13 protein-coding genes are annotated in these 12,977 nt (G+C 62.5%); 6 read left to right on the top strand and 7 right to left on the bottom strand.

Annotated features, from left to right (window positions below; genetic code table 11):
* Window positions 1-21: 21 nt before the first annotated feature.
* The 4 genes from TRM7557_RS10595 to def (TRM7557_RS10580) are packed head-to-tail and all read right to left on the bottom strand — an operon-like array spanning window position 22 to window position 2,228.
* Window positions 22-258, bottom strand: coding sequence for a hypothetical protein (locus tag TRM7557_RS10595; RefSeq protein WP_058290185.1), 237 nt, complete (start codon window positions 256-258; stop codon window positions 22-24).
* Window positions 258-1,181 (bottom strand): methionyl-tRNA formyltransferase, encoded by a 924-nt coding sequence (fmt, locus tag TRM7557_RS10590; protein ID WP_058290184.1) that lies wholly within the window; start codon window positions 1,179-1,181, stop codon window positions 258-260. Before fmt ends, TRM7557_RS10595 begins: the two co-directional genes overlap by 1 nt.
* Before the next feature lie 12 nt (window positions 1,182-1,193).
* Complete coding sequence (gene def, locus TRM7557_RS10585; RefSeq protein ID WP_058290183.1) at window positions 1,194-1,691, bottom strand: peptide deformylase; 498 nt, start codon at window positions 1,689-1,691, stop codon at window positions 1,194-1,196.
* Between the two features lie 12 nt (window positions 1,692-1,703).
* Window positions 1,704-2,228, bottom strand: coding sequence for a peptide deformylase (def, locus tag TRM7557_RS10580; protein WP_058290182.1), 525 nt, complete (start codon window positions 2,226-2,228; stop codon window positions 1,704-1,706).
* 141 nt (window positions 2,229-2,369) lie between these two features.
* Here def (TRM7557_RS10580) and TRM7557_RS10575 point away from each other — a divergent pair, with 141 nt between their 5' ends.
* The gene (locus TRM7557_RS10575; RefSeq protein ID WP_058290181.1) at window positions 2,370-3,542 is read left to right on the top strand and encodes a MalY/PatB family protein; all 1,173 of its coding nucleotides are present in this window, start codon (window positions 2,370-2,372) and stop codon (window positions 3,540-3,542) included.
* Window positions 3,542-4,078 carry a L,D-transpeptidase family protein gene (locus tag TRM7557_RS10570; RefSeq protein WP_058290180.1) on the top strand — a complete coding sequence of 179 codons (537 nt, stop codon included), beginning with the start codon at window positions 3,542-3,544 and terminating at the stop codon, window positions 4,076-4,078. The genes TRM7557_RS10575 and TRM7557_RS10570 overlap by 1 nt, the downstream gene beginning before the upstream one ends.
* Window positions 4,079-4,140: 62 nt before the next feature.
* Here TRM7557_RS10570 and TRM7557_RS10565 read toward each other — a convergent pair whose 3' ends face one another.
* A complete protein-coding gene (locus TRM7557_RS10565; protein WP_058290179.1) occupies window positions 4,141-4,488 on the bottom strand; it encodes a hypothetical protein in 348 nt (115 codons plus the stop codon).
* Window positions 4,489-4,722: 234 nt separating this feature from the next.
* Here TRM7557_RS10565 and TRM7557_RS10560 point away from each other — a divergent pair, with 234 nt between their 5' ends.
* The 4 genes from TRM7557_RS10560 (at window position 4,723) to TRM7557_RS10545 (ending at window position 8,978) form a co-directional block, all read left to right on the top strand.
* Window positions 4,723-5,697, top strand: a complete 975-nt coding sequence (locus tag TRM7557_RS10560) for a glutathione S-transferase family protein (protein WP_058290178.1) — start codon at window positions 4,723-4,725, stop codon at window positions 5,695-5,697.
* Window positions 5,698-5,840: 143 nt separating this feature from the next.
* A complete protein-coding gene (gene cobD / locus TRM7557_RS10555; protein WP_058290177.1) occupies window positions 5,841-6,785 on the top strand; it encodes a threonine-phosphate decarboxylase CobD in 945 nt (314 codons plus the stop codon).
* Window positions 6,786-6,790: 5 nt separating this feature from the next.
* Window positions 6,791-7,714, top strand: a complete 924-nt coding sequence (gene cbiB / locus TRM7557_RS10550; protein WP_058290242.1) for an adenosylcobinamide-phosphate synthase CbiB — start codon at window positions 6,791-6,793, stop codon at window positions 7,712-7,714.
* A 28-nt stretch (window positions 7,715-7,742) separates the two neighbouring features.
* Window positions 7,743-8,978 carry a lytic murein transglycosylase gene (locus TRM7557_RS10545; protein WP_082626594.1) on the top strand — a complete coding sequence of 412 codons (1,236 nt, stop codon included), beginning with the start codon at window positions 7,743-7,745 and terminating at the stop codon, window positions 8,976-8,978.
* 25 nt (window positions 8,979-9,003) lie between these two features.
* Here the strand turns inward: TRM7557_RS10545 and TRM7557_RS10540 are convergent, their stop codons facing one another.
* Together TRM7557_RS10540 and smc are read right to left on the bottom strand one after the other, a co-directional pair.
* Complete coding sequence (locus tag TRM7557_RS10540) at window positions 9,004-9,354, bottom strand: hypothetical protein (RefSeq protein ID WP_058290176.1); 351 nt, start codon at window positions 9,352-9,354, stop codon at window positions 9,004-9,006.
* A gap of 63 nt (window positions 9,355-9,417) precedes the next feature.
* Entirely contained in the window at window positions 9,418-12,885 is a 3,468-nt protein-coding gene (gene smc / locus TRM7557_RS10535) for a chromosome segregation protein SMC (RefSeq protein WP_058290175.1), read from the bottom strand.
* Window positions 12,886-12,977 lie beyond the last annotated feature (92 nt).

Genomic DNA, 12,977 nt, shown 5'->3' with positions numbered 1-12,977 from the left:
AGCAGCCCTCCTGGGCATGTGTCACTTTCGCCAGTGGGTCGGCACGATGACAAGCGCCCCGATCGAGGACAAAATCGCGTTCCAGCCCGGAGCCGAAAAGCCGATCCCGAACATCACCCTTAGGAAGAAGAACAAAAAAGCCCCGCCGACGCAAATGATGATCGAAGGGATCACACCGTTTTGGGTAAACCCCGTCCGCTCAGAGGCGTAGCCAACAATGCCCGCAATGACGACGGTGCCAAAAAACGCAAAAAACATCAGTTGTCCTCCTGCGCGGTCAGGACCTGCCCCTTGGCGATTGGAAAACCGCGCAGGAAAACCTCGCGGTCCTGTGCGCCTTTGCCCGCACGTTGCAGCTTCAACAGCTCCACCGCGCCGTCGCCACAGGCCACGGTCAATGTGTCGTTCAGCACTTCACCGGGGGCACCCCCGCCCTCTGCCAGACGCGACGCCAGCAGTTTCACCCGTTGGCCGTCAACTTCGCACCAGGCACCGGGGAACGGCGACAGGCCGCGGATCTTGCGATCAACTTCGGCGGCGGATTGGGTCCAATCGACCTGCGCCTCGGCCTTGTCGATTTTATGGGCGTAGGTGACGCCGTCTTCCGGCTGCGGCTCGGGCGTCAGATCCTCCAGCGCCATCAGCGCCTCAACAATCAGCCCAGCGCCCATTTCCGCCAAACGGTCATGCAACTGCGCTGTGGTTTCTTCCGCACCGATCATCGTCTCTTCGCGCATCAATACGGGGCCCGTATCCAGCCCTGCTTCCATCTGCATAATGCAGATGCCGGTATGCGTGTCGCCTGCCATGATCGCCCGGTGAATGGGCGCCGCCCCCCGCCAACGCGGCAAGAGGCTTGCGTGAATATTCAGGCAGCCGTGTTTCGGCGCGTCCAGAACGGCCTGCGGCAACAGCAGACCATAGGCCACGACCACAGCCACATCAGCGTCCAGCGCGGCAAATTCGGCCTGTTCGGCCGCGCCCTTCAGCGACACCGGGTGGCGCACCTCAAGACCCAGTTCCTCGGCGCGGGCGTGGACCGGCGTCGGGCGGTCTTTCTTGCCACGGCCTGCCGGGCGTGGCGGTTGGCAGTAAACAGCGGCGATCTCGTGGCCCGCATTGACCAGTTCATCCAGCACAGAGACGGAGAACTCGGGCGTTCCCATAAAGATCACTCGCATATCAGACGCCTCTTAGCCGTTCAGTTTCTTGGATTTCTTGATCAGCATATCGCGCTTCACCTTCGAGAGGTGATCGAAATACATCTTACCGTTCAGATGGTCGATCTGATGCTGCACCGAGGTCGCCTCGATCCCCACAAAATCACGGCGGTCGATCATGCCGTGTTCGTTCAGGTATTTCACCGTCAGCGCGCGCGGGCGGCTGATCTTGGCCGACACGCCGGGCAGGTTCGGGCTTGCCTCATCATGTTCGCGCAGCTCGACCGAGGCATGCAGCACCTCGGGGTTGGCCATTTTGACGGCCCGACCCCGTTCGGTGGAGCCATCCACAACCGCCAGACGCAGCATCACGCCAATCTGATTGCCCGCAAGGCCCACGCCCGGCATGGCTTCCATTGTGTCGATCATATCGTCCCAGATGGCACGGATCTCATCGGTGATCTCGGTCACCTCTTCGGCTTTCTGGCGCAGGCGTTTGTCGGGCCAGGGCAGGCAGGTACGGACGGTCATCTTGGGGGTTCCTTACTCTGAGCTGCGGGCGCGTTCGCGCTTCAGCTTCTGGACCTTGCGGGTGATCATCTGACGCTTCATCGGCTTCAGGTAATCAATGAACAGCTTACCATCCAGATGGTCGATCTCGTGTTGCACGCAGGTGGCCCAAAGATCTGCAAAGGTTTCTTTCTGCAAGTTGCCATCGCGGTCGATCCATTCGACCTCAACCTCGGCGGGGCGGGTCACTTCGGCGTATTGTTCGGGCAGCGACAGGCAGCCTTCCTCGTAGACGCTGGTTTCCTCGGACGAGGCGACAATGGTCGGGTTGAACATCAGCATCGGGCGCGGGTCGCCTTCGTCTTCGCGCACGCAGTCCATCACGATCACGCGGTCCAAGACGCCGATCTGCGGCGCCGCAAGGCCAATGCCCGGCGCGTCATACATGGTTTCCAGCATATCATCGCCAAGCTTGCGCAGGCTGTCCGAGATATCGGCAACAGGGGCACAGACCTTTTTCAGGCGCGGGTCGGGGTGGATCAGGATCGGGCGTTTCATGGCCACTGACTTAGGCGAAACCTCGCCCGCCCGCAACGCCTAGGCCCGCCCCCAGGGGCTGTTTTGTATGGATACGGGCAAGACCCCTTGCCTGCGCCCCGCGTTCAGCTAGCCTCGGGTCAAGAAGACGGAGCAGCCAATATGCATTTTGACAAGATCACCGACCGCACCAATTGCCGTTCGCTCAAATGGGACGCGATGGAGCGCGCCTTTGGCGTGCCCGCCAACGAAGGCCTGCCCATGTGGATCGCCGACAAGGATTTTGAGGCACCCGATTTCCTGACCAACGCCATGCAAGAGCTGGTTACCAAAGGCAACTACGGCTACTTCAGCGGTCACGAGAAATGCCTCGAGGCCGTGCAGTGGTGGATGCAGACCCGCCACGACTGGAAGGTCGAACAGAACTGGATGTTCACCACCTACGGTCTGGGCCACGGGATCGCCACGACGCTGATGGCGCTGACCGACCCCGGTGATGGGGTTGTGACCTTTACCCCCGTCTACCACGAGTTTGAAAACAAGATCACCAAAGCGGGCCGCACCAACACCCAGTTGCCGCTGGTGAAGGATGCGGCCGGACTCTACCGGATGGATTTCGACGCCTACGAGGCGTTGATGACCGGCAAAGAACGCCTGATGCTGATCTCTACCCCGCACAACCCGGCGGGGCGTGTCTGGGAGCAGGCGGAACTGGACGCAATGGCCGACTTCTGCCAGCGCCATGACCTGCTGCTGGTCGCGGATGAGATCCACCATGATCTGGTCTTTCCGGGGCAGAAACATCTGACCACCGCTGTGGCCCTGCCGCAGATCCTCGACCGGCTGGTGATCACCACCGCCGCCTCCAAGACGTTCTCCATCGCGGGCGGGCGCACGGGGTTTGTCATCATCCCCGATGACACACTGCGCGCGCGCTTTGCGGCCTATTTCAACCAGTTCGACGTCAGTGCCAACCTGATGGGCAGCACCCTGACGCAAGCCGCCTACTCCCCCGAAGGCGCGGCCTATGTCGACGAACTGCGCGCCTATCTGACTGGGAACTATGACGTGTTCAAACACGCGCTCGACAAGATCGACGGCGTGGAGATGATGCCGATGCAGTCCACCTATCTGGCTTGGGTGGATTTCGCAGGCACCGGCATGGACCGTGAGGCGTTCAGCTATCACGTTTACGGAAAGGCCCGCATTGCCGCGACGCCGGGCCATACGCTGGGTCAGGGCGGCGAAAGCTTCCTGCGGTTCAACCTCGGCACGCAGCGGGCCCGCGTGGAAGAGGCCGCAGATCGTCTGACAAAGGCTTTTGCGGACCGCTGATGCGCCGCTTTGTGATCCGCGCCACCCTTGGGGTCGCCCTGGCACTGGCCATCTGGGCGGCCCTTTGGCATTGGGGCAGCCCGCCACCGCGCCCATCTGTGGATCTGACCGGCATCACCCGGTTCGAGCGGCTGGTGGTGGAGAAATCCGCCCGCCGCCTCACCGCCTTTCACGCAGGCGAGCCGGTTCTGGTGCTGGATGTGGCGCTGGGATTTGCACCGACAGGCGACAAAGAACAGCAGGGCGATGGCAAAACGCCGGAAGGGATCTTCCAGATCGACCGGCGCAACAAGCGCAGCGCGTTTTACCTGTCGCTCGGCCTTGATTATCCGCGCCCAGACGACCGGGCGCGTGCGGCGGCTCTGGGCGTGGACCCCGGCGGCGATATCTTCATCCACGGCCAGCCCAACACACTGGGGTCACTGGTTACCCTGCCCGGCGACTGGACAGCGGGCTGCGTGGCGGTGACCAATGCCGAAATGGATCTGCTGTGGAGCCGGGTGCCCCTTGGCACAGAGGTGGAAATCCGACCCTGAGCCCCAAAACCACAAAACGGCCCCTCAGGGCCGCTTCTTTGGTCTTCCCAAATTACCCGTGCTTAGCCCGGCAGCAGCCCAATCGGTGCGTCCGGTGCCCGGTAAAAGTCCAGCGGCGCCTCATCAGAGGCCGGGGTTGCGCGTTTGAACTCATAGCGCATCTCGCCTGCTTCTTCTTCAGAGGCGACAATCAAACACTGGAAGATATGTCGCGATCCCTCATAAAGATCGACCAAACCGCGCAGCTGCGGCGCATCTTCGCCCGCCATGGCAAAGCCCCCCTCCCAACGTCTGAGGACGGGAAAAATCTCCGCGCCCGCATGCACGCGCAGACGGTTGCGGCGCTGTTGCTCCTGAAAACGCGCCCGATCCAGGGCCTCTTGTACTGACTTGGGAACAAAGGTGGACATGACGTGGTCTCCCGCTCGCGCTCCAGATTCTCCTGTCCCTAAGGGTGCGTTGAAATTGCCTAAAATCAAGTAAATAGTTTCCAAAACGACAAAGCTTACCCAACGGCAAACGCCGCCATTGACTGTGCAGGAACGCAGGTCCCCTGCGCGCATCTTGGCATTTTCGCACCGCAGCATCCGACCTAAGTTCATCCGCACAACACAGCACAGTCCAACCAGCAAAGAGGCGCAACAATGGGACTTTTGATCGATGGTACATGGCACGACCAATGGTACGACACGAAATCCCACGGCGGCGCGTTCAAACGGTCGGCCGCGCAGTTTCGCAACTGGGTGACCGCAGATGGCACCGCCGGACCGTCGGGCCGTGACGGGTTCAAAGCCGAAAGCGGCCGCTACCACCTTTATGTGTCGCTGGCCTGCCCCTGGGCGCATCGCACCCTGATTTTTCGCCAGCTCATGGGGCTGCGCGATCACATCACCGTGTCGGTTGTCCATCCCGACATGCTGGACAAAGGCTGGACCTTCGCGCGCGACGACCACGGCGCGACCGGCGATGATCTTTTTGCCTTCGACTTCATGCATCAGGTCTATACCAAAGCTGACCCAAACTATTCGGGTCGTGTGACCGTGCCGGTGCTGTGGGACAAACAGCAGGGCACGATTGTGTCAAATGAAAGCTCCGAGATCATCCGTATGTTCAACACCGCCTTTGACGGGATCACCGGCAACACGCGCGATTTCTGGCCCGAGGCCCTGCGGGAACCGATCGAGGCGGTGAATGCGCGCATCTATGACACCGTGAACAACGGGGTCTACAAGGCGGGGTTTGCCACCAGCCAGGAGGCTTATGACGCCGCCGTCCATCCGCTGTTTGACAGCCTGGACTGGCTAGAGGATCTGCTGAGCCAGCATCGCTACCTGCTGGGCGACACCCTGACCGAGGCCGACTGGCGTCTGTTCACCACATTGCTGCGCTTTGATCCGGTGTATCATTTGCATTTCAAATGCAATCGCAAGCGGATCATGGATTACCCCAACCTCTGGGCCTATACCCGCGAGCTGTATCAAATCCCCGGCGTGGCTGAGACGGTGGGGATGGATCATATTGTGCGCCACTATCATTACAGCCACGACAGCATCAATCCGCATCGGATCCTGCCGATCAACCCCGAGATTGACTGGATGGAGCCGCACCGGCGCGGCTGAACCCCTTCGGGGGCGAGGGCGGATGCGAGGGGCCAGCCCCTCGCGCTCCCCGGAGTATTTCGAGCCAAAAGAAGAGCGGGCTTGTTTTGCAGCGGTGGCTCGGACATAGACAGTGCAAAATATGTTTGTGAGCCGGGGACAGAATGACGGAAGAGGCAAAACGGGATCATGGCGGCAATCTGTTTGCTGCGATGTCGACCTATGGTGGCCCCCGCAACGCGTGGCTGGATTTGTCCACCGGGATCAACCCCGCCCCCTATCCGCTGCCTGCCTTTGCCGACAAGGACTGGGCGGCTCTGCCCGATGCGGATGCACACTCCGCGCTGATCTCTGCCGCGCGCGCGTTCTGGTCTGTGCCACAGGACGCTGCCGTGCTGGCGGCACCCGGTGCCTCCAGTCTGATTGCAAAAATCCCCACGCTGGCACCGATGGGTCAGGTCGATATTCCACAGCCCACCTACAATGAACATGCCGCCGCCTTTGCCTATCACGGTTGGACCCAGACGTCGGACACTGCGCAGGCCCGGGTGTTGGTGCATCCCAATAACCCGGACGGTCGCCTGTGGCAGGCGCAGGATCTGGACCTGCCGTTGATGGTGATTGACGAGAGCTTCTGTGATGTGACGCCAGAGGCAAGCTTGATCGCGGCCGCCGCGCGTCCCGGCGTGATTGTTTTGAAAAGCTTTGGAAAATTCTGGGGGCTTGCCGGGCTTCGGCTGGGCTTTGCCATTGGCGATCCCGCATTGATTGACGCGCTGTCGGCGCAATTGGGCCCCTGGCCGGTGTCCGGCCCTGCGCTGCGCGTCGGCACCGCGGCCCTGCAGGACCACAGCTGGGCCGCACAGGCTCGCAAGCAGCTGTCGCAAGAGGCTGCGCGGCTGGACCAGCTGGCCCTGTCCCGTGGGGCGCAGCTGGTGGGGGGCACCGATCTGTTCCGCCTGTACGAAGTCGACGATGCGGCAAAATGGCAGGACAAACTGGCCCGCCACCACGTCTGGAGCCGCATTTTCCCCTATTCCAAAACCTACCTGCGCCTTGGCCTGCCGCCGCGCGACCGCTGGGATCAGCTTGAGGAGGCCTTCTCGTGACCACAATGACCACCACCCTTGTTGTTCTGATCTTTGCGATGCTTCTGGATGCGGTTCTGGGCGAACCCAAATGGCTCTGGTCGCGGCTGCCGCATCCGGCGGTGTTGATGGGGCGTTTGGTGGGCGCATTGGAGGCGCGCCTGAACCACGGCGACCGCCGCAAGCAAAACGGCATCTGGGCCGTTGTCGTCCTGGTGCTGGTTGGGCTCTGCGTTGGTTGGGCTCTCGCGGCTTTTGGCCCCGTCATCAGCTGCCTTGTGGCAGCCATTCTGATCGCGCAGAATTCGCTCTGCGCCCATGTTATGGATGTGGCAAAAGGTCTGCGGAGCTCCCTGCCGGACGGGCGCAAAGCGGTATCGATGATCGTCAGCCGCGACACGGACGAGATGACCGGCCCGCAGGTTGCGCGCTCCGCGATTGAAAGCGGGGCGGAGAATTTCTCGGACGGGGTGATTGCACCTGTGTTCTGGTTTCTGGTCGGTGGGCTGCCGGGGCTGATCATCTACAAGCTGGTCAATACCGCCGACAGCATGATCGGCTACCGCACGGAACGCTATGAACAGTTTGGCTGGGCGGCTGCCCGTCTGGATGATGTGCTGAACGTGATCCCGGCGCGGCTGTCCTCGGCCTTGATTGCCATGGTGACCGGCCATTGGCGCGAAGGGGATGCGGTGGCCAAGGACGCAGCCCTGCACCGGTCGCCAAATGCCGGCTGGCCCGAGGCCGCCATGGCGCGCGCCATTGGGGTCGCCCTGGCTGGCCCCCGGTCTTACGACGGCGAAATGCGCCCCTTTCCTTGGGTGAATGCGGCAGGCTCCAAAAGCAGTTCGGCCCGGGATGTGGCACGGTCAGTCACCGTTCTGTGGACAGCCTGGGGCGCCGTTGTTGTGCTTCTGGTTGCATTTGCCGCCCTTCTGTCGCTAGGGTGAGCGCGACTTTTATCAAGGACGTTTTTTGATGTTTGCCCGCCGCCGCCCCTGCCGCCGCCCCTCCCCCGACCTCCGCTGTCGGCCCTCTGGTCGCGCGACCTTTGCCGCATTTGCCGTGGCCGTGACCCTTTTGCCATCGCTGGCACAGGCCCAATGTGGCGGAAGCTTCTCTGGCTTTGTGCGCGGCCTGAAAGACGAAGCGCTTGCCGCAGGCTATGGTGCTGCGACGGTGAACAGCTTCTTCAATGGCGCGGCCCAAGATCCCAAAGTGCTCAAGGCGGACCGCGCGCAGGGCGTGTTTCAAAAGCCCTTCGTAGAATTTTCCCGCCGCCTGATTTCAAACGACCGGATCCAACGTGGCGCCCGCAAATCGCAAGAGCTCAACAAGGTCTTTCACCGCATTGAGACCACCTACGGCATTGATCGGGGGGTGCTGCTGGCGTTCTGGGCCTTTGAAACCGACTACGGCGCGTTTCAGGGGGATTTCAACACCCGCAATGCCCTGCTGACACTGGCCCACGACTGCCGCCGCCCCGATCTGTTCCGCCCACAGGTGTTTTCTGCGCTGGAACTCTATGCGCGTGGCGGGTTTGATCCGGCGCGCACAACGGGCGCCTGGGCAGGTGAGATCGGCATGGTGCAGATGCTGCCCGGCGACATTCTGGAAAACGGCGTGGATGCAGATGGCGATGGCAAAGTGTCGCTGAAAACCTCTGCCCCGGATGCGCTGATGTCGGCGGCAAAGATGCTGTCACATCTGGGTTGGCAACCGAACCAGCCCTGGCTGCAAGAGGTCACCATTCCCGCCGATCTGGACCTTGAAGAAACCGGGCTTTTGCACCGTAAATCCGTGGCCGACTGGCAGGCCGATGGGGTGCGCGCGAAATCCGGCAGCTTTGCCCTGCGCAAGGGCCCCGCCGCACTGATCCTGCCGCAGGGGCACAAGGGCCCCGCGTTCATCGCCTATCCGAACTTTGACGTCTATTTCGAATGGAATCAAAGCTTTACCTATGTTTTGACCGCCGCTTATTTCGCAACACGGCTCGAGGGGGCATCGGTCTATGACGCAGGCCGTCCCGACGCCGGGCTGTCCGGCGGGGAAATGAAGCAGCTGCAGAAAAAACTGCAGGCGCGTGGGCATGATGTGGGCAAGGTCGATGGCATTCTGGGCGCAAAAACCCGGCTGGCGGTGCAGAAAGAACAGGCCCGCCTTGGCCTGCCGGCAGATGCCTGGCCGACCCCAGCCCTGCTGAAACGCCTGTAATCAGCCCCCCGCGGTCATCCCGTGGTCATCGGACGGGGTAACGTTCGCCGTCCTCGGTGATGACTACAATGCGGCCTGCGTTGCGCACCAAGAGGTCGCAGCGTGACGCGCCGCTGACATAGTCCACACAAATGCTGCCATCGTCGGCAATGCGGTAACTGCCCCAGGCGGTGCCGCCGCCGTTTGCGCCCGAATAGGTATAGGCATAGGCACCATCGTTCAGGTAATGCGATGTGCCATCGTCAAAGAACACCAAAACCTGCCCCGGCAGGGCGGCCAGCTCTGCCGCCGAAAACGGGGCATCGCCCGGTTTTGTGGCCCAGTCAGCGGCCCGCGCCGCGCCAGACATCATCAAGAGTAAAACCATAAAACGCATAAGCCCCACCCTAGCGCGCTTTGGCGAAGGTGGGGCTCACGTTTTCGACAGCGGTGGCGGGTCTTAGGCGACCATGGCCTCTGCTTTTTTAAGATCAACCGAGACCAGCTGGCTCACGCCTTTTTCCTGCATGGTCACACCAAACAGACGGTCCATCCGCGCCATGGTCACCGCATGGTGGGTGATGATCAGGAACCGGGTGTCCGTCTGGCGGCACATCTCGTCCAAGAGATCGCAGAAGCGGGTGACATTGGCGTCATCCAGCGGCGCGTCGACCTCGTCCAGCACACAGATCGGCGCCGGGTTCGACAGGAACACCGCAAAGATCAAGGCCATGGCCGTCAGCGTCTGCTCCCCCCCGGACAGCAGCGACAGGGTCGACAGCTTCTTGCCCGGCGGCTGGCACATGATCTCCAGCCCCGCATCCAGCGGATCGTCGCTTTCGACCATGACCAGATTGGCCTCACCGCCGCCAAACAGATGTTTGAACAGCATCGCAAAGGAGCTGTTCACCTGATCAAAGGCCGTCAGAAGACGTTCGCGGCCCTCGCGGTTCAGGCTGGCAATGCCGCTGCGCAGGGTCTTCACGGCCGCTTCCAGATCGGTCTTTTCCGCAACCAGCGTGTCGTGTTCTTCCTTCAGCGCTTTTGCATCTTCTTCGGCCCGCAGGTTCACCGCGCCAAGCGCATCACGCTGGCGCTTGTGCTTGTTGACCTCGGCTTCCAGATCTTCGAGCCGCGGCAGCGCGTCTTCCGACACGCCCAGATGTTTGAGCAGCGCGTCAGGTTCCATCTGCTGCACTTCGTCAATACGCGCCGCAGCCGTAGACACCGCATCCCGCGCCGCATCCGCGAGCGCTTCGCAACGGGCACGGGCTTCGCGCGCGTCCGAGGCCAGCTTTTCGGCCTCGCGTTCGCGACCTGCGGCTTCGCGCACCTGCGCTTCGCTGGCGGCCAGTGCATCGGTGGCCGCCGACTTGCGCAGCTGCGCGTCTGTCAGCTGCTCGGCCAGTTCTTCGCGGGTTTCGGCGATTTCCGCCGGGATCATGGAGGCCTCTTCCAGCTCCTCATTGGACAGTTCGCGCCGTTCAATCAGTTCCTTGATGCGACGATCCGCAGATTCCAGACGGTGACGCCAACCCGACAGTTCCTTGGTCACCATCTGGCTGCGCCCGACGCGCGCCTCACCGGTGCGGCGCAGTTCATCCAGAGCCGAACGGTGGCTCATCATGGTGATCCGCGCGGCTTCCACCGATTGTTTGATGTCTTCGACCTTGGCGCGGGCCGCATCCAGATCGCCCAGACCATCTGCGGTTTCCAGTGCCTCGTCCAGACGCGCCTGCGCGGTTTCCGCGTCCTCGTTGTGACGCGCCACAGCAATCGACAGGGACTCCAGCTTGCCATCGGCAAGGTTGCGGTCGGCTTCTGCCCGGCTGAGCGCGCGGGCCGCATCGGCAACCCGCTGATCCGCCAAACGGCGAGCCTGACGGGCGGCTTGGTCGGCTTCGCTCACCTCTTTCAGGCGGCGCGACAGCAGTTCGTGAGCGTCCCGTGCACCCGCCGCGCGGGCCTCCAGATGGGTCAGCTCCTGCTTCAGCGCTTCCAGACGGTTGATCTGTTCCAAACGCATCGCTGCGGCGGAGGGCGCATCTTCGGCCCAGGCGCGGTAGCCATCCCAACGCCACAGATCGCCCTCCAGCGTCACAAGACGCTGACCGGGCAACAGTTTTTCGTGCAATTCGGCCGCCTTGTCGCCTGGCACAATGCCAATCTGCGCCATGCGACGCGCCAGGGCATCCGGGCCATCGACATATTTCGCCAGCGGCTCCACGCCCGCAGGCAGGGCCACATCCAGCGCCACCGCGCGATCATAGGCTGCCAGTTCCAGCCAGCCTGAGGGCCCATCTTCTTCGGCCAGCGGCGCGCGAAGGTCATCGGACAGGGCCGCCCCCAGCGCCTTCTCGTAGCCCGGTGTCACCTGCAGCGCATCCAGAACCTGCGCCCCTTCCGAGGCATCGCGTTCCACCAGCTTCGCCAGCGCGGTGACTTCGGCCCGCAGGGCCCCAAGCGCGCCTTCTGCCTCGGACCGCTGCGCGCGGGCCTCGGATTCCTGAGCCTGAGTTTCGGTGCGCAGCTCATCTACTTCGGCCAGCGCCTCTTCGGCCAGATCCGCAGCCTCGCGGGCTTCTTCTTCGGCAGCGGCGGCGTCTTTGAACCGCACTTCGGCCTCTTTCAGCGCGTTGCGGGCCTCGCCTGCGGCGACACGGGATTTCGCCCCTTCACTGGCGGCACGATCCAACGCGCGCTGGCAGTCTTCGACCTGACGCTGTGCGGATTGGTGACGGGCAGCCAGACGCGCAACCTCCTCGGTCACCTGCGCCAGATGGTCTTCGCCCTGCTCCAGAATGGCGGCAGAGTCTTTCGCGGTCTCGGCGGCTTCGTCCAAGCGGTCTTCGTGCCCATCCGAGGCCTTCAGCAGCTCCCGACGTTCCCATTCCAGACGTTCAATGCTTTCGCCCGCGTCCCGGTTCAGGCCCTTTTCGCGGTCGATATCCAGCCCCAGCTGCGTGACGCGATGGGTCAGTCGTTCGATGGTCTGGCGCGCCTGTGCCTCGCGATCCCCAAGGGCGTCGCGCTGCATCACCAGACGTTCCAGAATGGCGACCGCCACGGCTTCTTCTTCGCGCAGGGGCGGCAGGTTTTCTTCAACCTCGGCGCGTTGCGCGGCCGCGGCACGGGCCAGCGCCTCGGCTTTGGCGGCTTGGGTCACGCGCAGGTTCAGGTCGTCTTCATGGGTCACACGGGCCGCATCCGCCTCGCGCCAGCGGCGATACAACAGCATGCCTTCGGCGTGGCGCAGCTGTTCACCGATCTCGCGGTAGCGTTTTGCCTGACGCGCCTGGCGTGCAAGCGTCGCAAGCTGGCTGGCCAGCTGTTCGATCACATCGTCGACGCGCAGCAGGTTGGCTTCGGTGTTCTTCAGCTTCAGCTCTGCTTCGTGGCGGCGTTGATACAGGCCCGAGATCCCGGCGGCTTCTTCCAAAATACGGCGGCGCGCTTTGGGTTTGGCGTTGATCAGCTCCGCAATCTGGCCCTGACGGACCAATGCAGGCGAATGCGCCCCCGTCGAGGCATCGGCAAACAGCATCTGCACATCGCGCGCCCGCACATCTTTGGCGTTGGCCTTATAGGCCGATCCCACATCGCGGGTGATCCGGCGGGTAATGTCGAGCGTATCAGCCTCGTTAAACCCCGATGGCGCCAGCCGTTCCGAGTTGTCCAGCAGCAGGCTCACTTCGGCAAAGTTGCGCGCAGGCCGCGTATCGGTGCCCGCAAAGATCACATCTTCCATGCCGCCGCCGCGCATCGCCTTGGCGCGGGTTTCGCCCATGACCCAGCGCAGGGCCTCCAGAAGGTTCGACTTGCCGCAGCCATTGGGTCCGACCACACCGGTCAGACCGTCCGCGATCAGCAGGTCGGTGGGGTCAACAAAGCTCTTAAAGCCATTGAGCCTGAGTTTGGAAAAGCGCAACTTCGCCCCTTTTCATGATTCCGTGGCCGAGAGTGTCGGTCATTATTTTGTGATGAGTCAACTGGAGAACCCCAGATAGACCACGCCCGCGC

The organism is Tritonibacter multivorans (genome assembly GCF_001458415.1).
Lineage (GTDB): Bacteria > Pseudomonadota > Alphaproteobacteria > Rhodobacterales > Rhodobacteraceae > Epibacterium > Epibacterium multivorans.
The sequence above is the reverse complement of the archived record's forward strand: the minus strand, read 5'-3'. Positions and strand labels throughout refer to the sequence as shown.